Origin of the sequence: Stenotrophomonas sp. FR024, from assembly GCF_047500745.2 — a bacterium.
GTDB classification, from domain to species: Bacteria; Pseudomonadota; Gammaproteobacteria; order Xanthomonadales; family Xanthomonadaceae; genus Stenotrophomonas; species Stenotrophomonas maltophilia_A.
Genome location: NZ_JAXAXM020000031.1, coordinates 14,259 through 35,659, shown reverse-complemented (window position 1 = coordinate 35,659; position 21,401 = coordinate 14,259). Strand labels below are relative to the sequence as shown.

At 66.3% G+C, this 21,401-nt stretch carries 16 protein-coding genes; 12 read left to right on the top strand and 4 right to left on the bottom strand.

Features of this window, described 5'->3' with window-relative positions:
* From ACMZ91_RS20960 to ACMZ91_RS20920, 9 genes are all read left to right on the top strand, one after another.
* On the top strand, positions 1 to 519 hold a 519-nt coding region (locus ACMZ91_RS20960), incomplete at its 5' end, for a methyl-accepting chemotaxis protein (RefSeq protein ID WP_495497674.1).
* Between the two features lie 158 nt (positions 520 to 677).
* Positions 678 to 1,451 (top strand): flagellar brake protein, encoded by a 774-nt coding sequence (locus ACMZ91_RS20955; RefSeq protein ID WP_049401200.1) that lies wholly within the window; start codon positions 678 to 680, stop codon positions 1,449 to 1,451.
* A 243-nt stretch (positions 1,452 to 1,694) separates the two neighbouring features.
* A complete protein-coding gene (locus ACMZ91_RS20950) occupies positions 1,695 to 2,186 on the top strand; it encodes a chemotaxis protein CheW (protein WP_049401162.1) in 492 nt (163 codons plus the stop codon).
* A gap of 136 nt (positions 2,187 to 2,322) precedes the next feature.
* Complete coding sequence (locus tag ACMZ91_RS20945; RefSeq protein ID WP_010482470.1) at positions 2,323 to 2,706, top strand: hypothetical protein; 384 nt, start codon at positions 2,323 to 2,325, stop codon at positions 2,704 to 2,706.
* Positions 2,707 to 2,807: 101 nt separating this feature from the next.
* A complete protein-coding gene (locus tag ACMZ91_RS20940; RefSeq protein WP_414578189.1) occupies positions 2,808 to 5,186 on the top strand; it encodes a methyl-accepting chemotaxis protein in 2,379 nt (792 codons plus the stop codon).
* 805 nt (positions 5,187 to 5,991) lie between these two features.
* A complete protein-coding gene (locus ACMZ91_RS20935) occupies positions 5,992 to 8,268 on the top strand; it encodes a methyl-accepting chemotaxis protein (RefSeq protein WP_182267754.1) in 2,277 nt (758 codons plus the stop codon).
* A gap of 37 nt (positions 8,269 to 8,305) precedes the next feature.
* Entirely contained in the window at positions 8,306 to 9,175 is an 870-nt protein-coding gene (locus tag ACMZ91_RS20930) for a CheR family methyltransferase (protein ID WP_050509861.1), read from the top strand.
* Positions 9,172 to 9,768: a chemoreceptor glutamine deamidase CheD gene (gene cheD / locus ACMZ91_RS20925; RefSeq protein WP_008264676.1), complete on the top strand. Its 597-nt coding sequence runs from the start codon at positions 9,172 to 9,174 to the stop codon at positions 9,766 to 9,768. Before ACMZ91_RS20930 ends, cheD begins: the two co-directional genes overlap by 4 nt.
* A complete protein-coding gene (locus tag ACMZ91_RS20920) occupies positions 9,765 to 10,838 on the top strand; it encodes a protein-glutamate methylesterase/protein-glutamine glutaminase (RefSeq protein ID WP_153854877.1) in 1,074 nt (357 codons plus the stop codon). The genes cheD and ACMZ91_RS20920 overlap by 4 nt, the downstream gene beginning before the upstream one ends.
* 272 nt (positions 10,839 to 11,110) lie before the next feature.
* Here ACMZ91_RS20920 and acnB read toward each other — a convergent pair whose 3' ends face one another.
* From acnB to ACMZ91_RS20905, 3 genes are read right to left on the bottom strand one after another with little or no spacing between them, the layout of a single operon-like run.
* The gene (gene acnB / locus ACMZ91_RS20915; RefSeq protein ID WP_277779199.1) at positions 11,111 to 13,702 is read right to left on the bottom strand and encodes a bifunctional aconitate hydratase 2/2-methylisocitrate dehydratase; all 2,592 of its coding nucleotides are present in this window, start codon (positions 13,700 to 13,702) and stop codon (positions 11,111 to 11,113) included.
* Positions 13,703 to 13,745: 43 nt separating this feature from the next.
* The gene (locus ACMZ91_RS20910) at positions 13,746 to 14,144 is read right to left on the bottom strand and encodes a type II toxin-antitoxin system VapC family toxin (protein ID WP_008267153.1); all 399 of its coding nucleotides are present in this window, start codon (positions 14,142 to 14,144) and stop codon (positions 13,746 to 13,748) included.
* Between the two features lie 6 nt (positions 14,145 to 14,150).
* On the bottom strand, positions 14,151 to 14,375 hold the full coding sequence (locus ACMZ91_RS20905) for an AbrB/MazE/SpoVT family DNA-binding domain-containing protein (protein WP_005409505.1): 225 nt from the start codon (positions 14,373 to 14,375) through the stop codon (positions 14,151 to 14,153).
* Between the two features lie 302 nt (positions 14,376 to 14,677).
* Here ACMZ91_RS20905 and acnA point away from each other — a divergent pair, with 302 nt between their 5' ends.
* Positions 14,678 to 17,431 carry an aconitate hydratase AcnA gene (gene acnA / locus ACMZ91_RS20900; RefSeq protein ID WP_414578185.1) on the top strand — a complete coding sequence of 918 codons (2,754 nt, stop codon included), beginning with the start codon at positions 14,678 to 14,680 and terminating at the stop codon, positions 17,429 to 17,431.
* 129 nt (positions 17,432 to 17,560) lie between these two features.
* Here acnA and ACMZ91_RS20895 read toward each other — a convergent pair whose 3' ends face one another.
* Positions 17,561 to 19,111 carry a BCCT family transporter gene (locus ACMZ91_RS20895; RefSeq protein ID WP_032129837.1) on the bottom strand — a complete coding sequence of 517 codons (1,551 nt, stop codon included), beginning with the start codon at positions 19,109 to 19,111 and terminating at the stop codon, positions 17,561 to 17,563.
* Between the two features lie 170 nt (positions 19,112 to 19,281).
* On the opposite strand from ACMZ91_RS20895, the gene betI reads away from it, so the two are divergent.
* Entirely contained in the window at positions 19,282 to 19,872 is a 591-nt protein-coding gene (gene betI / locus ACMZ91_RS20890) for a transcriptional regulator BetI (protein ID WP_069138626.1), read from the top strand.
* A 38-nt stretch (positions 19,873 to 19,910) separates the two neighbouring features.
* Positions 19,911 to 21,383, top strand: a complete 1,473-nt coding sequence (gene betB / locus ACMZ91_RS20885; RefSeq protein ID WP_049463408.1) for a betaine-aldehyde dehydrogenase — start codon at positions 19,911 to 19,913, stop codon at positions 21,381 to 21,383.
* The last annotated feature ends 18 nt before the right edge of the window (positions 21,384 to 21,401 follow it).

The window sequence follows — 21,401 nt, the reverse complement described above, 5'->3', positions numbered from 1 at the left end:
GCCAGCGAAGTGCGCACCCTCGCCCAGCGCTCGGCCGCTGCCGCCAAGGAGATCAAGGGCCTGATCGATGATTCGGTCGGCAAGGTCGCCGAAGGCTCCAGCCTGGTACACCAGGCCGGCAGCACCATGGGCGAGATCGTCGCCTCGGTGCAGCGCGTAACCGACATCATGGCCGAGATCTCCGCAGCGTCGCAGGAACAGAGTGCCGGCATCGAGCAGGTCAACCAGACCGTGGTGCAGATGGACGAGACCACCCAGCAGAATGCTGCGCTGGTGGAAGAAGCCACCGCTGCCGCACGTGCAATGGAAGACCAGGCCGAGCAGCTGGGTGAAGCCGTGGCCCGCTTCCGGCTGGCATCACAGGGCACGACGGCCATCCCGGCACGCCCATTGGCGGCACCGGTACCGCGCCAGGTCGCAGCCGCCGCACCGGCCGCAAAGCCGGTCCCGGCGCGTACGCTGCGCACCGCGACGGCCCAGCCGGCGCTGGCCGCAGACGGCGACTGGCAGGAGTTCTGATGTACCCGGGGTCGGATCCCTTTCCTTCGGGAAAGGGATCCGACCCCTGACGCATGGAAAGTGATGCAATTCTCACTTCATAATCGGGCACAGTGGCCGATATCCCCATCGAGCCTCGCGCCAACGCGTGCTGGCGCCCGCCCCTGACCGTAGATTCCATGTCCGACGGCAACGACACTGCAGTGCATGATGTCCACGCGGCTGATGCCGCTGACGAACGTTTCCTGGTCCGTAATCCGCGCCAGCTGCGGCAGCTGTTGCGATCGCTGATCGACCAGCGATCACTGATCAATGCGCATATCGACGGCCGCGACCGCTCGTTCCCGACCGCGCTGCTTGAACTCGACGAGGACGACGACACCCTGCTGCTCGATGGCAGCCCGCAGGAGGCGTCCAACCGCGCCGCCGAACAGGCCGACCATCTGCTGTGCTTTGCCCAGCTCGAACGCGTGCTGGTGCGGTTCCGCCTGCAGGCACTGCAGCGTGTGGACAACGACGGCCACGTCGCCTTCCGTGCCCCTCTGCCGATTGAACTGGTCCATCTGCAACGACGTGAGATGTACCGGCTGGAGACGCCAGTCACCGATTCGCCCCAGCTGCTGATCCCCGCCGGCGAGAGCCGTGCCGAAGCGCTGTCGATGCGGGTGGTGGACATCAGCGGCGGCGGCCTGGCGGTGGCCGTACCTACCGACTGCGCGGTGTTCAGCCTGCAGAAGCGCTACCCGGCGATGCTGTCGCTGCCCGACGGCCCCGACCTGGAGATCGAGCTGGTCGTCTGCAACCTGCTGCCGCAGCGCCAACCCAATGGTATCGAGATCAAGCGCGTGGGCATGCGCTTCGACATCCTGCCGCGTGGCGCCGACAGTGCCATCCAGCGCTACATCTTTCGCATCGACCGCCAGCGCAAGGCGCGCCGCAACGGCGAGCTGTAAGGCCTCCCGACCGGTAGTGCTGGCCGCTGGCCGGCAATGGCCGTATCCACATTGCTGCCAGGTTGCCGGCCAGCGGCCGGCACTAGCGCTTCCCGTGTAGATCCACGCCATGCGTGGATGCCCCCATCTTCCCCGGTAGATCCACGCCATGCGTGGATGCCTTCCCCCGGCACCTAAAGTCCCCCGACGAGGGGCCGATATCGAGCCTGACACCGGGACTTCCGGCAGAACCAGGACCCCTCGATGAACGACAAGACCAGCTCCGCCGCCAGCGCCGGTGGCGAATTCCTCAGCTTCACCCTCGGTGCCGAGCACTACGGCGTGGACATCCTCAAGGTCCAGGAAATCCGCGGCTATGACGCGGTGACCCGGGTCCCGGATGCACCGGACTACATCAAGGGCGTGATCAACCTGCGCGGCACCATCGTCCCGGTGATCGACCTGCGCCTGAAGCTGCGCCTGGACGATGCCCGCTACGACGCCTTCACCGTGATGATCGTGCTGAACGTCGACGACCGCGTGGTCGGCATCGTCGTCGACAGCGTCTCGGACGTGATCCCGCTGTCGGCCGAGCAGATCCGCCCGACCCCGGAATTCGGCGCCGCCGTCGATACCCGCTTCATCTCCGGCATCGGCACGCAGGACGACCGCATGCTGATCCTGCTCGACATCGAGACCCTGCTGGACAGCGCCGACATGGGCCAGGCCAGCGTCGTTGAAGACGCCGCTGCCTGATCGAACGGACCTGCTTCACGTTCTGGTCACAAAACCCTTCAGTTCCCTCCGGCAGTGCCGATAGGGGGACAGAAGCCGGTCGCGCAGGAGCGCGCAGGACCGGAACGACCATCACCATCCCCGGAGATACACCTCGATGAAGTCCCTGCTTGCGTTCGTTTCGGCCGCTGTCCTGGCCACCACTGCTTCCGCCGCGTTCGCCCAGTCGGCCGACATGATCCCGCCGGAACTGGCACCGCGCTCGGTCGGCAAGGACGGCATGGTCTGCGGCAAGGTCGAGAAGGCCCGCTACGCAGAAGGTTCCGAAGGCCAGCCGACCTTCCTGTACATGGGCGGCGCCTTCCCGCGCCACACCTTCTCGGCCCGCATCGCTGGCGAGAACCGCGGCAAGTTCTCCTTCCCGCTGGAAACCCTGGAAGGCAAGACCGTCTGCGTGATCGGCAAGATCCAGCGCGACGCCTCGCGCGCCGAAATCGAAGTCAGCTCGCCGGCCGGCCTGAAGCTGGCCAACATCAAGTAATCCGCTGTCCGTCGAACCACGCCGGACCTGGTGCCGGCGTGGTTTCTGCTGCAACCGGGCCCGATGCCCGGGCGCGTCTGCCTTAGGAGCTCGCAACGCCCATGCCGTGGATCAACAACCTGAAACTGATGCCGAAGCTGCTGCTGACCTTCGGTGTCCTCCTGCTGGTGATGCTGCTGCAGGGTATCGTCGCCTATCGCGGCCTGCACTCGCTGAACAACGTCACCACCGAGCTGGCGGGTTCTCGCATGGAGAGCATCCGCATGGCCGGCGAGATGCGCGGCATGCTGGGTGAATACCGCAACGCCGCCTACCAGCAGCTGATCCGCGCCAGTGACGACGTCAAGGCTGATGCACGCAAGCAGACCGTCGAGCTGCGTACCAGCATGGACAAGTCGATCAAGGACTATCCGAAGCTGGTCGACAACGCACAGCAGAAGAAGCTGTTCGACACCTTCGCCAAGGAGTGGAAGGATGCCCTGGCCTCCTATGACAGCGTCACCGAGATGCTGGAACTGGACCTGCCGGACGACGCCATCGATACCTTCGTCGGCGAGACCCGCACCAAGCACCGCAAGGCCGCGTCGGCGCTGGAAGCGCTGATCGCCGAAGACAACCGCCTCGCCCGCGCCTCGCGCGAAGAGGCCGAATCCACCTACTCCGCCTCGGCCGTGCTGACCGTGATCGCCCTGCTGGGCGGCGCCGCACTCGGCCTGGTGCTGGTCTGGCTGTTTGCCCGTGCTCTGGTCGGCAGCGTGCGCGGCGCCGTCTCGGTTGCCAACGATGTGGCCGGCGGCAAGCTCGATGGCCACATCGACGTCAGCCGCCAGGACGAAGTGGGCGAACTGATGCAGGCGATGCAGCGCATGCAGCGCGACCTGCGCGAGCGCACCGAAACCGACCAGGCCATCGCCCGCGAGAACCTGCGCATCCGCACCGCGCTGGACTACAGCTCCACCGGCGTGTACCTGACCGACACCAGCAATACCATCGTCTACACCAATCGCGCCCTGCAACAGACCCTGAGCCAGTACCAGGACGACGTGCGCCGCGACCTGCCGGACTTCGACGCGCAGGCCTCGCTGATCGGCAAGCCGGTCACTGTGCTGGAGCATCGCGGCGAGATGGACCAGACCCTGCTGGGCAACCTGAAGGCACACGGCGTCGCCCGTCGCCCGATGCAGTACGGCGATGCCCAGTTCGCCCAGGTGGTCTCGACCATCCGCAATGAAGGCGGCGACACCGTCGGCTACGTGGTGGAATGGCGCGACCGCACCCAGGAAGCGCAGGTGGAAGCCGAAGTGGCCCGCGTGATCGCCCAGGCTGCTGCCGGCGACCTGTCCGGCCGCATCGATTCCAGCGACAAGGAAGGCTTCTTCCTGCAGCTGGCCCAGCAGATCAACGGCCTGCTCGACGCCAACGCCGGCAGCATCGAACAGATCTCCGGCCTGCTCGCCGCGCTGTCGCAGGGTGACCTGACCGTGCGCATGCATGGCGACTACCAGGGCGTGTTCGCCCGTATGCGTGACGACGCCAACGCGACCGCCGCGCAGCTGAGCGAGATCGTCACCCGCATCAAGCAGTCCAGCCGCGCGATCAGCTCGGCCGCCGGCGAGATCGCATCGGGCAACAGTGACCTGTCGCGCCGCACCGAGCAGCAGGCCGCCAACCTGGAAGAAACCGCCGCCTCGATGGAGGAGCTGACCTCCACCGTGCGCCAGAACGCCGAGCATGCCCGCCAGGCCAACCAGCTCGCCATCGGCGCGCATGGCGTCGCCTCGCAGGGCGGTGAAGTCGTCGGCCAGGTGGTCACCACCATGTCGGCCATCGAAGCCTCGTCGAAGAAGATCGCCGAGATCATCAGCGTCATCGACGGCATCGCCTTCCAGACCAACATCCTGGCGTTGAACGCCGCAGTGGAAGCCGCACGCGCCGGCGAACAGGGCCGTGGCTTCGCCGTGGTCGCCAGCGAAGTGCGTACCCTCGCCCAGCGCTCGGCCGCCGCGGCCAAGGAGATCAAGGGCCTGATCGATGATTCGGTCGGCAAGGTCAACGACGGCTCGGCACTGGTGCACAAGGCCGGCGCCACCATGGGCGAGATCGTCGCCTCGGTGCAGCGCGTGACTGACATCATGGCCGAGATCTCTGCGGCTTCGCAGGAACAGAGTGCTGGCATCGAGCAGGTCAACCAGACCGTGGTGCAGATGGACGAAACCACCCAGCAGAACGCCGCGCTGGTGGAAGAAGCCACCGCCGCCGCACGCGCAATGGAAGAACAGGCCGGTCACCTCAGCGAGGCCGTGTCGATCTTCGTGGTGGATGAAGCCGAGACCGTGGTTGCCCCACGCATCGCCGCTACCCCGGCCCCGCGCGCTGCCGCACCGGCCGCACCGGCCCCGGTCGCCTCGCCGGCCCGCCGCACCGCCGGTGGTCGCCCCATGGCCACCGAACTGGCCGACGGAGACTGGCAGGAGTTCTGATGCCTGCCTGACCTGATGTACGAGAACGCCCTGGCCCTGCGCTGGGGCGTTTTTGTTTACGGGGTATCTGGATATCCAGCCAACGGCGAAGCCCCTCGGGGTGGTCGCGGTAGGCGCGTGGCTACTGAGGGTTGGCCGGGAGGGTGGGCTGCGCAGGGGCCGCTGCAAGTACGTCCATGTAAGCTCGGTCGCCGCATCCATGCGGCTCACGCCCCTGCGCAGCCCACCCTCCCGGCCACGGACAGTTTCCGTGCGCGTCCACCCCGGATTGAAGAAAGAAGAGCAAGAGCAACAGCACCGCTTCCGGGTTCAGATTCGCTTTCCGCAGGAAAACGGATCTGCCCCCTCTTCCCACTTGGAAACCCAACGCTCTTGCCGTCCGTCACAGGAATGCCGAGAGGGCTGGGTCGGGGTGGGCTGGCGGGACCGTTGGCGCCATGGATGGCGCCATCGAGCCCCCAAGGGTGAGGGCGCTTTGCTTGCGAAGCACTGCTTCGCAAGCGCCCGAACGCCCAGCCGCCAGCGGCTGGGCCGGACCGCGGAGCGGGGTTTACGGCGTGTCCCGCCAGCCCACCCCGACCCAGCCTCCCACTGAAAATTCAGAGCCGACCAACCGCTGTTGCTGTTGCTGTTGCTTCAAAAGCCTGCCGCAGGCAGCGCCGCAGCCGCCGCTGCAAGGAAACCTGAATACGTTCGGACACCGCACCTCAATCCCCCGCCCGCGCGGCCGATAACGGGGTTGTCACCGCTTGTCCCGCTGTGACCGGCACGGCGCCGCCCGCCCGCTTCGACCTGGTCCTGCTCGATGAATCTCATGCATCGCTGGCAACACTACTTCAGCAACCTCTCCGTCCGGCGCAAGCTCAACCTGCTGACGCTGCTCATCGCGCTTGGCGTGATCGCGCTCTCGGTGATCGCCGCCCGCATGCAGTACCTCGACCTGACCGAGACCCGCAAGACCGCGCTGAAGACCCAGGTCGAACTCAGCTACGGCATCCTCCAGCACTACCATCGCCTGGCCGGTACCGGCGAGCTCAGCGAGGACGCTGCCAAGGCCGCTGCCCTGCAGGCGCTCGAAGTGATGCGCGCCGATAATGATGCCTACTATTTCAACATCTACGACACCGGCTACCGCCTGCTGATGCACCCGTTCCGCAAGGACCTGGTCGGCAAGGACATGAAGGACTTCCGCACCGACGACGGCGTGCGCATCTACTACGACCAGGTGGAAGCAGCCAAGGCCGGTGGCGGCTTCGTCAACTACCGCTGGGCCAAGCCCGGCAGCAAGGGCGAGGTCGAGAAGGTGGCTTACGCCGGCCTGTTCGCGCCCTGGAACTGGGTGGTCAGCAGTGGCGTCTACATGGACGACGTGCAGAAGCAGGCACTGGTGTTCACCGCCATCATGGCCGTCTCCGGTGGCGTGCTGGTACTGATCGTGCTGGCCCTGAGCTGGCTCATCGGCAACCGCATCGCCATACCGCTGAAGCAGGCAACGGCCGTCGCCGAGGGTATCGCCCGCGGCAAGCTGGACAGCCACATCGGCCCGCAGCCGCATGACGAGACCGGCCGCCTGCTGGACGCCATGTCGGGCATGCAGCAGCAGCTGCACGCGGTGATCAGCGGCCAGCGCGAGATGGCGCGTCGCCACGACGGCGGCGAACTGAGCTACCGCATCGATGCCAGCGCCTTCCCCGGCGAGTACGGGCTGATGGTGCAGGAAACCAATGCTCTGGTCGGCGGCCACGTGCAGACCCTGCACGATGTGCTGGACGTGGTGCAGCAGTACGCGGTGGGCGATCTGAGCCGCGACGTCGCGCGCTACCCCGGCGAGAAGGCCGCGATGACCACCACCGTCGACACGGTCAAGGCCAACCTCGGCCGCATCAACGCCGAGATCAAGCAGCTGGCCAGTGCCGCCGCCGCAGGCGACTTCAGCCGCCGTGGCGACGCGCAGCGCTTCGATCACGATTTCCGCCTGATGCTGGAAAACCTCAACGCGATGATGGCGGTCAGCGATGACAACCTCGGCAAGCTCTCGCAGCTGCTGTCGGCCATCGCCGAAGGCGACCTGACCGCGCGCATGCACGGCGACTACCAGGGCGTGTTCGCACGCATGCGTGACGACGCCAACACCACCGTCACCCAGCTGACCCAGATCGTCGGCCAGATCCAGGCCAGCGCGTCCAGCATCACCCTCGCCGCCGGCGAGATCGCCTCAGGCAACAGCGACCTGTCGCGCCGTACCGAGCAGCAGGCAGCCAATCTGGAAGAAACCGCCGCGTCGATGGAGGAACTGACCTCCACCGTGCGCCAGAACGCCGAGCACGCCCGCCAGGCCAATCAGCTGGCGATCGGCGCGCAGGGTGTTGCTTCTCAAGGCGGCAGCGTGGTCGGCCAGGTGGTCAACACCATGTCGGCCATCGAAGCCTCGTCGAAGAAGATCGCCGAGATCATCTCGGTCATCGACGGCATCGCCTTCCAGACCAACATCCTGGCGCTGAACGCCGCAGTGGAAGCCGCACGCGCCGGCGAACAGGGCCGTGGCTTCGCCGTGGTCGCCAGCGAAGTGCGCACCCTCGCCCAGCGCTCGGCCGCTGCCGCCAAGGAGATCAAGGGCCTGATCGATGATTCGGTCGGCAAGGTCGCCGAAGGTTCCAGCCTGGTACACCAGGCCGGTAGCACCATGGGCGAGATCGTCGCCTCGGTGCAGCGCGTGACCGACATCATGGCCGAGATCTCCGCGGCTTCGCAGGAGCAGTCGGCCGGCATCGAGCAGGTCAACCAGACCGTGGTGCAGATGGACGAAACCACCCAGCAGAATGCTGCGCTGGTGGAAGAAGCCACCGCCGCCGCACGTGCGATGGAAGAACAGGCTGGCCAGCTGGCCGACGCCGTGGCGATCTTCCGCCTGGACAACCAGGTCTCGGCCGCGATGAAGGCGGTGGCCGCGCGTGTCGAGCCGGTGCATGTTGCCGCCGCCGTGGCGCGTCCGCGGCCGGCTCCGACGCCAGCACCGGTTCGCCGCACCGGCAGCAACGCCAGCACCTTCGTCGCCAGCGACAGCGACTGGCAGGAATTCTGAGACCCACCCGCGGCGGCTTCGGCCGCCGCCTCTGCCGATGGACACGTCCCCCGTGCAAAGTCCTACTCCCATCGTCACCGGCCCACGCGAATTCGAGTTCGCCGACCGTGATTTCCGCCGCGTCTGCGACCTGATCTACCAGCGCGTGGGCATCGCCCTCGCCCCGGCCAAGCGCGACATGGTCTATGGCCGCCTGTCGCGCCGCCTGCGCACGCTGGGCATGCGCAGCTTCCAGCAGTATCTGGACCATCTGGAGCAGGAAGACGGTGACGAGTGGCAGGCGTTCACCAACGCCCTGACCACCAACCTGACCTCGTTCTTCCGCGAACCGCACCACTTCGACAAGCTGCGCGAGGAGCTGCAGCAGCGCTCCAGCCGCACGCCGCTGCTGCTGTGGTCGTGCGCCGCCTCCACCGGCGAAGAGCCCTACTCGATGGCGATCACCGCCTGCGAGGCCTTCGGCACCCTGAAGCCGCCCGTACGCATCATCGCCACCGACGTCGACACCCAGGTGCTGGCCACCGCCGGCCGGGGCGTCTACAACATCGATCGCGTCACCAGCCTCGATCCGGACCTGCGCCGCCGCTACTTCCAGCGTGGCAGCGGCCCCAACGAGGGCCAGTGCCGCGTGCTGCCCGCACTGCGCGAGCTGATCGAGTTCCGCCCATTGAACCTGCTTGCCCCGCGCTACGACGTCGGCGGCCCGTTCGACGCACTGTTCTGCCGCAACGTGATGATCTACTTCGACAAGCCGACCCAGCGCGCGATCCTCGGCCGGCTGGTACAGCACCTGTCCGACGATGGCCTGCTCTACACCGGCCACTCGGAGAACTACCTGCATGCCGCCGACCTGATCCAGCCCTGCGGACGCACCCTATACCGCCGTGCGGCAAAGGCAGGCGCATGAACGCATCGCTGCGCACCGATGATGTGATGCGTTACCAGGACGCGCGCTTCAAGACCATTGCGGCCAAGCTGCTGCCGACCCAGTACCTGGTGGTCGATGACACCACTGCGCTGACCACCACGCTGGGCTCCTGCGTGGCGGCCTGCCTGCGCGACCCGGTGCTGAAGATCGGCGGCATGAACCATTTCCTGTTGCCCGAGGGCAATGCCGGCGACGGCGCACCTGCGCGCTATGGCAGCTACGCGATGGAACTGCTGATCAACGACATGCTCAAGCGTGGCGCCCACCGCAAGCGCATCGAGGCCAAGGTGTTCGGCGGTGCCAACGTGCTGAAGGGTTTCACCAGCAACCCGGTCGGCACGCGCAACGCCGAGTTCGTGCGCCAGTACCTGCAGGCCGAGCACATCCCGATCATTGCCGAGGATCTGTGCGGCATCCATCCGCGCAAGATCTGGTTCTTCGCCGATACTGGCCGCGTGGTGGTGCAGCGCCTGCCGCATGCCCATGAGGCCGAAGTGGCCGCGACCGAATCGGCCGTGCGTGCACGCCTGTCCAAGGCCCCGGTCACCGGTGGCGTGGAGCTGTTCGAATGACCCTGACCGGCAACGCCCCCTGCCGGGTCCTGATCGTCGACGACTCAGCCGTCGTGCGCCAGATGCTCACCGAGATCCTGTCCAGCGATCCGTCCATCGACGTGGTCGGCACCGCCGCCGACCCGCTGCTGGCGCGCGAGAAGATCAAGCGCCTGGCCCCGGACGTGATCACGCTGGACGTGGAAATGCCGCGCATGGACGGCCTGGCGTTCCTGGAAAACCTGATGCGCCTGCACCCGCTGCCGGTGGTGATGATCTCCTCGCTGACCGAACGCGGCGCCGACACCACCCTGCAGGCACTGGCGTTGGGTGCTGTGGATTTCGTCTCCAAGCCGAAACTGGACGTGGCGCGCGGCCTGCAGGGCTACGCCGACGAGATCATCGCCAAGGTCAAGATGGCGGCGCGCTCACGGGTGCGCCCGCTGGTGCGTGCGGCCGCTCCGAAACTCCTGCTGGAAGCAGCTCCTGCAATGCGGCCAGCTGCACCGCAGTTCCGCACCACCGACCGGCTGATCGCGATCGGCTCATCGGCCGGTGGCACCGAAGCGCTGCGTGTGGTGCTGGAAGGCATGCCCGCCGACGGCCCGGCCGTGGTGATGACCCAGCACCTGCCGGCCAGCTTCAGCAGCGCCTTCGCCGAACGACTGGATCGCCATTCCGCCATGGCAGTGCGTGAGGCCAGCGACGGTGAAGCGGTGCTGCCCGGCCACGCCTACCTGCCACCGGGTGGCAAGCATCTGCGGATCATCCGCGACGGTGCGCGCTGGCGCTGCCGGGTCGACGACGGCCCGGCAGTGAACCGGCACAAGCCGGCGGTGGACGTGTTGTTCCGCTCGGTCGCGCAGAACGCCGGTGGCAACGCCATCGGCGCCATCCTCACCGGCATGGGCGATGACGGTGCACGCGGCCTGCTGGAAATGCGTCAGGCCGGCGCACCGACACTGGTGCAGGACGAGGCCACCAGTGTGGTCTGGGGCATGCCCGGTGCCGCGTTCAAGCTCGGCGCCGCCGAGGAACAGGTGCCGCTGGAACGGATTGCCGAGCGGTTGCTGGCGCTCGCGCGCGGCTGATTGCGCGCCCCGGCTCAAGGACTCCGCTTGCAGTAGATCCACGCCATGCGTGGATGCCGTTGTAGAGTCGAGCCATGCTCGACTCATCGCGCATGGCGCGAACAGCAGCCAAGCATGGACTCGGTGCTACAGGCCATCAGGCAACAAAAAAAACCCCGGCTTTCACCGGGGGTTCTTCGTTTCAACGGGTTGCCGGCCAGCGGCCGGCACTACCATGCGTCGTCCGCTCACAAAATACCCCCGGCGCGAGCCGGAGGCTTTTCGTTACCGCATCAGGCGGCGACCGTCTTGGCCACGTCCTGGTATTCCTCGATCTGGTCGAAGTTCATGTAGCGGTAGATCTCCGCACCATTGGCGTTGATCACACCGATGTCCGCCATGTACTCCTCCTTGGTCGGGATGCGGCCCAGACGCGAGCAGATCGCCGCCAGTTCCGCCGAACCCAGGTACACGTTGGTGTTGCGGCCCAGGCGGTTCGGGAAGTTGCGGGTCGAGGTCGACATCGCGGTGGAGCCTTCGCGGATCTGCGCCTGGTTGCCCATGCACAGCGAGCAGCCCGGCATTTCCATGCGTGCACCGGTGGCGCCGAAGGTGCCGTATACGCCTTCCTTGGTCAGCTCCGAGGCATCCATCTTGGTCGGCGGGGCCACCCACAGGCGGGTCGGCAGGTCACGCTTGCCTTCCAGCAGCTTCGCAGCGGCTCGGAAGTGACCGATGTTGGTCATGCACGAACCGATGAACACTTCGTCGATCTTGGCGCCGGCCACTTCGGACAGGGTCTTCACGTCGTCCGGGTCGTTCGGGCAAGCCACGATCGGCTCGTGGATGTCGGCCAGGTCGATCTCGATGACGGCGGCGTATTCGGCGTCGGCATCCGGCTCCAGCAGCTCCGGGTTGGCCAGCCACGCTTCCATCTTCTCGATACGGCGCTGCAGCGAACGCGGATCCTGGTAACCCTCGGCAATCATCCACTTCAGCAGGGTGATGTTGCTGTTGAGGTACTCGATGATCGGCTCCTTGTTCAAGCGCACCGAGCAACCGGCCGCCGAACGCTCGGCCGAGGCGTCGGACAGCTCGAACGCCTGTTCGACCTTCAGCTCCGGCAGGCCTTCGATTTCCAGGATGCGGCCGGAGAAGATGTTCTTCTTGCCAGCCTTGGCCACGGTCAGCAGGCCCGACTTGATCGCGTACAGCGGGATCGCGTTGACCAGGTCACGCAGGGTCACGCCCGGCTGCATCTTGCCCTTGAAGCGCACCAGCACCGACTCCGGCATGTCCAGCGGCATCACGCCGGTGGCAGCGGCGAAGGCGACCAGGCCCGAGCCGGCCGGGAACGAAATGCCCACCGGGAAACGGGTGTGCGAGTCACCACCGGTACCGACGGTGTCCGGCAGCAGCATGCGGTTGAGCCAGCTGTGGATCACGCCATCGCCCGGACGCAGCGAAACGCCGCCACGGGTGGAGATGAACTCCGGCAGGGTGTGGTGGGTCTTGACGTCCACCGGCTTCGGGTAAGCGGCGGTGTGGCAGAACGACTGCATCACCAGGTCGGCCGAGAAGCCCAGGCAGGCCAGGTCCTTCAGCTCGTCGCGGGTCATCGGGCCGGTGGTGTCCTGCGAGCCGACCGAGGTCATCTTCGGTTCGCAGTAGGTGCCCGGGCGCATGCCCTGGCCTTCCGGCAGGCCACAGGCGCGGCCAACCATCTTCTGCGCCAGCGAGAAGCCCTTGCCGGTATCGACCGGCTGCACCGGCAGGCGGAACAGATCGGTCGGGGCCAGGCCCAGCGCTTCGCGCGCCTTGCCGGTCAGGCCACGGCCAATGATCAGCGGAATGCGGCCACCGGCGCGCACTTCGTCGAACAGCACTTCGGACTTGACCTGGAACTCGGCAATCACTTCGCCGTTCTTCAGCGCCTTGCCTTCGTACGGACGCAGCTCGACCACATCGCCGTGCTCCATCTTCGACACGTCCAGCTCGATCGGCAGTGCGCCGGCATCTTCCATGGTGTTGTAGAAGATCGGGGCGATCTTCGAACCCAGGCAGACGCCACCGGCGCGCTTGTTCGGGATGAACGGAATGTCATCACCGGTCCACCACAGCACGCTGTTGGTGGCCGACTTGCGCGAGGAACCGGTGCCGACCACGTCGCCGACGTAGGCCACCAGGTGACCCTTGTCCTTCAGGTCGAGGATCTGCTGGATCGGGCCGCGCTTGCCGTCTTCTTCCGGGGTGAACGGCGCGTCGTCGCGCTTGTTCTTCAGCATCGCCAGGGCGTGCATCGGGATGTCCGGGCGGGTGGTCGCGTCCGGCGCCGGCGACAGGTCGTCGGTGTTGGTCTCGCCCGGCACCTTGAACACGGTGACGGTCAGGCTCTGCGGCACTTCCGGGTTGCCAGTGAACCACTCGGCATCGGCCCAGCTCTGCAGCACGGCCTGGGCGTTGGCGTTGCCGGCCTTGGCCTTTTCCTGCACGTCATGGAAGGCATCGAACACCAGCAGGGTCTTCTTCAGACCGTTGGCGGCGATGGTGCCGACGCTGGCATCGTCCAGCAGCTGCACCAGCGGTGCGACGTTGTAGCCGCCAAGCATGGTGCCCAGCAGTTCGGTGGCGCGCTCGCGGCTGATCAGCGGGTTCTGCTCGCTGCCCAGCGCGATCGCCGCCAGGTACGAGGCCTTGACCTTGGCCGCGTCATCGACGCCGGCCGGCACGCGGTGGGTCAGCAGGTCGAGCAGGAACTCGGCCTCGCCCTGCGGCGGGTTCTTCAGCAGTTCGATGACATCGGCCGTCTGCTGCGCGCTCAGCGGCAGCGGCGGGATGCCAAGCGCAGCGCGCTCGGCGACGTGGTGGCGGTAGGCTTCCAACATGACAACTCCCGGGTAATGCGTAGGTTGAAAAAACAAAGTGGGCTCAGGCTTGCGGCACGATCAGCTTCAGGCCCTTGAAGTAGTCGCGGTAAAACGTGTCGTTCCAGGTGATCAGGCCATCGCACTGCAACAGTGCGTGGGCGCCGACCATGAATTCGTCCAGGCTGCGGCGGCTGCCGCTGCGCTGACGGTGGCGGCGGTGCATCTCGCCGGCGCGCAGCGCCGACTTGGCTTCCATCGGGTTGAAGTGCACGCCCATTTCTTCCAGCGCTTCGAGCACCTCGGCACCGCCACGCAGCGATGCGCAGACCTCGGCCAGGGTCGCGCCGCAGACCACCACGCGGCCACCGACCAGGCTCTGCCTGAGGATGGCTTCCACGGCATCGGCCTGCGGGCCATTGCTGAGCAGCTCGACCAGCACCGGAGAGTCGACGGCGATCATCACGGCTTATTCCTCGTCACGCACCGCACGTACCGCTGCGTCGGACGACTCGAAACCGTCCAGCGCGAACTTGCCGCGCGCCCGTGAAATGGCATCGTCAACACTCTTGCGCAGGATGATGCGGCTGCCGTCCAGCTCGACCTTCAGCAGCGTGCCCTTGGTCAGGCCGAGGGCATCACGCACCGCCTTGGGCAGGGTGATCTGTCCGCGTTCTGCAACAGTGGCTTCCATCGGTAGGCCCTCCAGAGTATGCACAAATTATACATACTTCCCCGGGCATACTTCCACCCTGAACAGGACCGGCAACCCGCCAGCCCTTGCCTCGCAAAGGATCGGCCACAAACGTGACATACGCCATACACCTTCCCCTGTAGTCTGGAACCGATGCCGCAGGCCGGAACCCGGCCCGGGTGAATCCATTCAGTTTCGGGTTCATACTGGAACCACCGGGGCCGTCAGGCCCGCGGCGACCGCAAGCAGGTCCGCCCATGCGCGGGCCACTGCAAGCCATCCGCAAGAAGGAGTTACCCCGCATGAGCGATTCGTTCTCCACCCGCAGCCAGCTGAACGTCGGCGGCAAGACCTACGACTACTTCAGCCTGCCCACGCTGGGCCAGCGCTTCGATATCTCCCACCTGCCCTACTCGATGAAGATCCTGCTGGAGAACCTGCTCCGGCACGAGGACGGCGGCATCACCGTCGGCAAGGACCACATCGAAGCCGTGGCCCGCTGGAACCCGGCGGCCGAGCCGGACACCGAAATCGCCTTCATGCCGTCGCGCGTGGTCCTGCAGGACTTCACCGGCGTGCCCTGCGTGGTCGACCTCGCCGCGATGCGCGACGCGGTGGTCAAGCTCGGCGGCTCGCCTGAGCAGATCAACCCGCAGATTCCCTCCGAACTGGTCATCGACCACTCGGTGCAGGTCGACGTGTTCGGCAAGCCGGACGCGCTGGACCTCAACGGCAAGATCGAGTTCCAGCGCAACCAGGAACGCTACGGCTTCCTGCGCTGGGGCCAGAAGGCCTTCGACAACTTCAAGGTAGTGCCGCCGAACACCGGCATCGTCCACCAGGTGAACCTGGAGAACCTGGCCCGCGTGGTGATGACGGCGGACAAGGACGGCAAGGCGGTCGCCTACCCCGATACCGTGTTCGGTACCGACAGCCACACCACCATGATCAACGGCATCGGCGTGCTGGGCTGGGGCGTGGGCGGCATCGAAGCGGAGGCGGCCATGCTCGGCCAGCCGTCGTCGATGCTGATCCCGCAGGTGGTCGGCTTCAAGCTGACCGGCAAGCTGCCCGAAGGCGCCACCGCCACCGACCTGGTGCTGACCGTCACCCAGATGCTGCGCAAGCTGGGCGTGGTCGGCAAGTTCGTCGAGTTCTACGGTGACGGCCTGCAGCACCTGCCGCTGGCCGACCGTGCCACCATCGGCAACATGGCGCCGGAATACGGCGCCACCTGCGGCATTTTCCCGATCGACGCCGAGTCGCTGAACTACCTGCGCCTGTCCGGCCGCAGCGAAGAGCAGATCGATCTGGTTGAAGCCTATGCCAAGGCGCAGGGCCTGTGGCACGAACCGGGCAGCCCGCACGCGCAGTACAGCACCACGCTGGAACTGGACATGGGCACGGTGAAGCCGTCGCTGGCCGGCCCGAAGCGTCCGCAGGACCGCGTGCTGCTGGAAGACGTGCAGAAGAACTACCGCGAGGCACTGGTCGGCATGACCACCAACCGCGACAAGCGCAGCGATGACGTCTCCTCGTTTGTCAACGAAGGCGGCGGCGCAGCGGTCGGCAACGAGCAGCTGGCCAAGGGCTACGCCGATATCGAAACCGAAGGCCGCAAGGTCCGCCTGAAGGATGGTGCAGTGGTCATCGCTGCCATCACCTCGTGCACCAACACCTCCAACCCGGCGGTGATGATCGGTGCCGGCCTGCTGGCCCGCAACGCGGCCGCCAAGGGCCTGAACCGCCAGCCGTGGGTCAAGACCTCGCTCGGCCCGGGCTCGCGCGTGGTCACCGACTATCTGGAAAAGGCCGGCGTACTGAAGGAGCTGGAGAAGATCGGCTTCTACGTGGTCGGCTACGGCTGCACCACCTGCATCGGCAACTCCGGCCCGCTGCCGACCGAAGTCAGCGCTGGCATCGCCACCGGCGATCTGGTCGTCACCTCGGTACTGTCCGGCAACCGCAACTTCGAGGGCCGCGTGCATCCCGAAGTAAAGATGAACTACCTGGCCAGCCCGCCACTGGTGGTGGCCTACGCCATCGCCGGCACCACCGACATCGACCTGACCACCCAGCCGCTGGGTACCGGCAGCGATGGCCAGCCGGTGTTCCTGCGCGACATCTGGCCGAGCAACAAGGAAATCGGCGACGTCATCGCTGCCACCATCGGCCCGGAGATGTTCAAGCAGAACTACGCCGATGTGTTCAAGGGTGATACCCGCTGGAACACCATCGCCTCGCCGGACGGCAACCTGTACGAGTGGAGCGATGCCTCCACCTACATCAAGAACCCGCCGTACTTCGATGGCATGACCATGCAGACCGGCAGCATCGACGACGTGCATGGTGCACGTGTGATGGGCCTGTTCGGCGATTCGATCACCACCGACCACATCTCCCCGGCCGGCAACATCAAGAAGGACTCGCCGGCAGGCCGCTTCCTGCAGGAACGCGGCGTGCAGCCGGCCGACTTCAACAGCTACGGCAGCCGCCGCGGCAACGATGACGTGATGGTCCGCGGCACCTTCGCCAACATCCGCATCAAGAACCTGATGTTCGGTGGCGAGGAAGGCGGCAACACCCTGTACTACCCGGCCGGCGGCGGCCAGCCGGAAAAGCTGGCGATCTACGATGCAGCCATGAAGTACAAAGCCGACAAGGTGCCGCTGGTGGTGCTGGCCGGCAAGGAGTACGGCACCGGCTCGTCGCGTGACTGGGCGGCCAAGGGCACCCTGCTGCTGGGGGTGAAGGCGGTCATCGCAGAGAGCTTCGAGCGCATCCACCGCTCCAACCTGGTCGGCATGGGCGTGCTGCCGCTGCAGTTCCGCAACGGCGAGAACGCACAGAGCCTGGGCCTGGACGGTTCGGAAGTGATCGACATCACCGGCCTGCAGGACGGTGCCAGCAAGCGCGCCACGGTCACCGCGACCAAGGCCGACGGCACCAAGAAGACCTTCGAGGTCTCGGTGATGCTGCTGACCCCGAAGGAAGTCGAGTACTTCCGCCACGGCGGCCTGCTGCAGTACGTGCTGCGCCAGCTGGCCAGCAAGTAACGGCGCGGCTGCGCCCGATTGAGGAAAGGGCCGGATCCTTGCGGATCCGGCCCTTTGCGTTTGCGGTGCTCCCTTCGGCTGCTTCTGCGCCAACAGCAGCCGAGCATGGGCTCGGCTCTACAGAAGCGCTCAGCGGCGCGGTGCGTCCGGGTCGGTGCGCAGCGCCTTCAGCAGGCCCCACATGTAGAACGCCAGGGTGAAGGAGAACGGCAGGCCGCACAGCACCACCGCGGTCTGCATCGCACTGAAGTTGCCGGCCAGCAGCAGGCCGACGCTGGCCACGGTGATGCCAGCCGCCCAGAACACGCGCAGCCAGATCGGCGCGTCATGCCCGTCTTCCACGCCATCATCAACGCGACGGGTACACAGGTTGGCGATCATCAGCGTGCCCGAATCGACCGGGGTCAGGAACAGCACGAAGCCGATCACCACCGCGGCACCGGCCACGTACGGCGCGGCGGGCAGGTACTCCAGCAGCTTGAACAGCGTCATCGCCGCATCATGCTGGGCCACGTCACCCAGGATCGCCTGGCCGTGGTTGAGCACCAGGTCGATGGCCGTGTTGCCGAAGATCGACAGCCAGGCCAGGGTGAAGCCGAGCGGGATCAGCAGCACGCCCATGATCACTTCACGGATGGTGCGGCCACGCGAGATGCGCGCCACGAAAAGACCGACGAACGGCGCCCAGGCGATCCACCACGCCCAGTAGAACAGCGTCCACGAGCCCATCCACTCACGGCCCTTCGGATCGTTGAGGTACATGTCGAAGCTCTTGCGCACGAATGCGCCGAGATAATCGCCGGTGTTCTGGATCAGGCCATCGAACAGGTGCAGGGTCGGGCCGGTGACCAGCACGAACAGCAGCAGGCCGCACAGCAGGCGCACGTTGAGGTTGGAGAGCCAGGCAATGCCCTTCTCCACACCCGCCACCACGCCGATGGTGGCCACCACCATCATCACCAGCACGATTGCCACCAGCACCTGCGGCGTATCCGGAATGTGGAACAGGTAGACCAGGCCGGACTGCACCACCAGCGCACCGATGCCGAGGTTGGTCACCATCGAGATCAGCGTGGCGAGGATGCCGAAGCCATCGACCATGTCGCCGATGCGGCCATGTATGCGCTCACCGAAGATCGGGTACAGCGCCGAGCGCAGCGCCAGCGGCAGGTCGCGGCGGTAGGCGAAATAGCCCAGCGCCACGCCGACCAGCGCATACAGCGCCCAGCCGTGCAGGCCCCAGTGCAGGAAGGTCAGCACCATCGCCTCGCGGCCGGCGGCCACGGTCCCGCCGGGCTGCCCGGGCGGATTGAGGAAGTGGTCCAGCGGCTCGTAGGCGCCGTAGTACAGCAGCGCAATGCCGATGCCGGCCGAGAACAGCATCGACACCCAGGCCACGTAACCGAAGGCCGGTGATTCCTCGTTGTGACCCAGGCGGATGCGGCCATACGGTGAGAACGCCAGCCACAGCACGAAGCCCAGGCACAGCACGATCAGCAGCATGTACCACCAGCCGAACGCCGCCGAGACTTCGGCCTGCGCCCACTGCAGCCAGTGCTCGCTGCTTTCGGGATAAAGAACGGTGAGCAGCCCGAGGATGCCGATCGACACCGAAGAGCTGAAGAAGACAAAACGGTTCAAGCGCAGGGGCGAACGCTTGGGATGAGCCAGGGAAGACATGGGGTCGTCTCATCAAGTCCGAGGGGGCACATGGGCGGGGCCGGACCGGTAAACCGGGCCCATGGCGTGGGGCGCGAGCGCATCCTAGGGTTTATTGATTGAACGTTCAATCAATAAAAAGCATAATGGCGGGCAGCCCGATCCTTCGGGTCGCAATCCGTGGAGAGACAATGCCGAAGAAAGGCGTGGAACCGGTACGGCGCGAACAGCTTATCCGGGCCACTTTCCAGACCATCGACGAGATCGGCATGGCCGATGCGACCGTCGCCACCATCGCGAAGAAAGCAGGGCTGTCCAGCGGCATCGTCGCCCACTACTTCGGCGACAAGGACGGCCTGCTCAATGCTGCAATGCGGCAGATCCTGCGTGAACTTAAGGACGCGGTCGCCCGCTACCGTGCCGACGCTGGTGACGACCCGCGCGAGCAGCTGCGCGCCATCGTCGATGGCAACTTCGACGACAGCCAGATCAACGGCACCGCGATGCGCGTCTGGCTGACGTTCTGGGCCGCCAGCATGCACCAGCCGGAACTGGCCCGGCTGCAGCGCGCCAACGACCAGCGCCTGTTCTCCAACCTGTGCCACCAGTTCAACCGCCTGCTGCCCCACCCGCAGGCCCGCCTGGCCGCCCGTGGCCTGGCCGCGATGATCGACGGCCTCTGGCTGCGCGGCAGCCTGGTCGGCGGCCAGTTCAACGCCGAGAAGTCCCGGCGCATTGCTTACGGCTACATCGACTTCCAGTTGCAGGCTGCCGCGCTATAAGCGCTTCAGCACCCGCCCCCTTCCAAGGAGTACGCCCCATGACCACCCTGCCCGTCCAACAGCTCTACATCCACGGCCAGCGCGTCGATGCCACCAGCGGCAAGACTTTCAAGACCGTGAACCCGGCCACCGGTGACGTGATCGCTGAAGTGCAGGTCGCCAGCCAGGCCGACGTCGAACGCGCCGTGCAGAGCGCGGCCGAAGGCCAGAAGGTGTGGGCGGCGATGACTGCCATGGAGCGTTCGCGCATCCTGCGCCGCGCCGTCGAAATCCTGCGCGAGCGCAACGACGAACTGGCGCACCTGGAAACCCTGGACACCGGCAAGGCGCTGGCCGAAACCACCACCGTGGACATCGTCACCGGCGCCGACGTGGTCGAGTACTACGCCGGCCTGGCCACCGCCATCGAAGGCATCCAGCTGCCGCTGCGCGAATCGAGCTTCTTCTACACCCGCCGCGAGCCGCTGGGCGTGGTCGCCGGCATCGGCGCCTGGAACTACCCGATCCAGATCGCCATGTGGAAGTCGGCCCCGGCCCTGGCCGCCGGCAACGCGATGGTGTTCAAGCCGTCCGAAGTGACCCCGCTGACCGCGATCCGGCTGGCCGAGATCTACACCGAAGCCGGTGTGCCGGCCGGCGTGTTCAACGTCGTGCAGGGCCCGGGCCGCGAGATCGGCCAGTGGCTGACCGAGCACCCGGTGATCGAGAAGATCTCCTTCACCGGCGGCGTCGCCACCGGCAAGAAGGTCATGGCCAGTGCCGCATCCTCGTCGCTGAAGGAAGTGACCATGGAGCTGGGCGGCAAGTCGCCGCTGGTGATCTGCGATGACGCCGACCTCGACCGCGCCGCTGATATCGCGGTGATGGCCAACTTCTTCAGCTCCGGCCAGGTCTGCACCAACGGCACCCGCGTGTTCGTGCCGCGCAGCATGCTCGCCGCGTTCGAAGCCGCCGTGGTCGAGCGCGTCAAGCGCATCCGCATCGGCGACCCGATGGCCGCCGAGACCAACTTCGGCCCGCTGACCAGCTTCCCGCACATGGAAAACGTGCTGCGCTACATCGAAAGCGGCAAGGCCGAAGGCGCCCGCCTGCTGACAGGCGGCGGCCGTGCCACCGAAGGCGCGCTGGCCAATGGCGCCTACGTGCTGCCGACCGTGTTCTCCGACTGCCGCGATGACATGACCATCGTCAAGGAAGAGATCTTCGGGCCGGTGATGAGCATCCTCGCCTACGACGACGAAGACGAAGTGGTGCGTCGAGCCAACGACACCACCTTCGGCCTCGCCGCCGGTGTGGTCAGCAAGGACGTCAGCCGCGCCCATCGCATCATCCACCGCCTGGAAGCCGGCATCTGCTGGATCAACACCTGGGGCGAATCGCCGGCCGAAATGCCGGTTGGCGGCTACAAGGAATCCGGCGTCGGCCGTGAGAACGGCCTCTCCACCCTCGGCCACTACACCCGCATCAAGTCGGTGCAGGTGGAACTGGGCGACTACGCCAGCGTGTTCTGATCGGCGCGCCCCGAGCGC

Bases quoted from the DNA above. Each gene is read 5' to 3' on its own strand.
- ACMZ91_RS20955 (WP_049401200.1), top strand. From the start codon at position 678: ATGTCCGACGGCAACGACACTGCAGTGCATGATGTCCACGCGGCTGAT.
- ACMZ91_RS20950 (WP_049401162.1), top strand. From the start codon at position 1,695: ATGAACGACAAGACCAGCTCCGCCGCCAGCGCCGGTGGCGAATTCCTC.
- ACMZ91_RS20945 (WP_010482470.1), top strand. From the start codon at position 2,323: ATGAAGTCCCTGCTTGCGTTCGTTTCGGCCGCTGTCCTGGCCACCACT.
- ACMZ91_RS20940 (WP_414578189.1), top strand. From the start codon at position 2,808: ATGCCGTGGATCAACAACCTGAAACTGATGCCGAAGCTGCTGCTGACC.
- ACMZ91_RS20935 (WP_182267754.1), top strand. From the start codon at position 5,992: ATGAATCTCATGCATCGCTGGCAACACTACTTCAGCAACCTCTCCGTC.
- ACMZ91_RS20930 (WP_050509861.1), top strand. From the start codon at position 8,306: ATGGACACGTCCCCCGTGCAAAGTCCTACTCCCATCGTCACCGGCCCA.
- cheD (WP_008264676.1), top strand. From the start codon at position 9,172: ATGAACGCATCGCTGCGCACCGATGATGTGATGCGTTACCAGGACGCG.
- ACMZ91_RS20920 (WP_153854877.1), top strand. From the start codon at position 9,765: ATGACCCTGACCGGCAACGCCCCCTGCCGGGTCCTGATCGTCGACGAC.
- acnB (WP_277779199.1), bottom strand. From the start codon at position 13,702: ATGTTGGAAGCCTACCGCCACCACGTCGCCGAGCGCGCTGCGCTTGGC.
- ACMZ91_RS20910 (WP_008267153.1), bottom strand. From the start codon at position 14,144: ATGATCGCCGTCGACTCTCCGGTGCTGGTCGAGCTGCTCAGCAATGGC.
- ACMZ91_RS20905 (WP_005409505.1), bottom strand. From the start codon at position 14,375: ATGGAAGCCACTGTTGCAGAACGCGGACAGATCACCCTGCCCAAGGCG.
- acnA (WP_414578185.1), top strand. From the start codon at position 14,678: ATGAGCGATTCGTTCTCCACCCGCAGCCAGCTGAACGTCGGCGGCAAG.
- ACMZ91_RS20895 (WP_032129837.1), bottom strand. From the start codon at position 19,111: ATGTCTTCCCTGGCTCATCCCAAGCGTTCGCCCCTGCGCTTGAACCGT.
- betI (WP_069138626.1), top strand. From the start codon at position 19,282: ATGCCGAAGAAAGGCGTGGAACCGGTACGGCGCGAACAGCTTATCCGG.
- betB (WP_049463408.1), top strand. From the start codon at position 19,911: ATGACCACCCTGCCCGTCCAACAGCTCTACATCCACGGCCAGCGCGTC.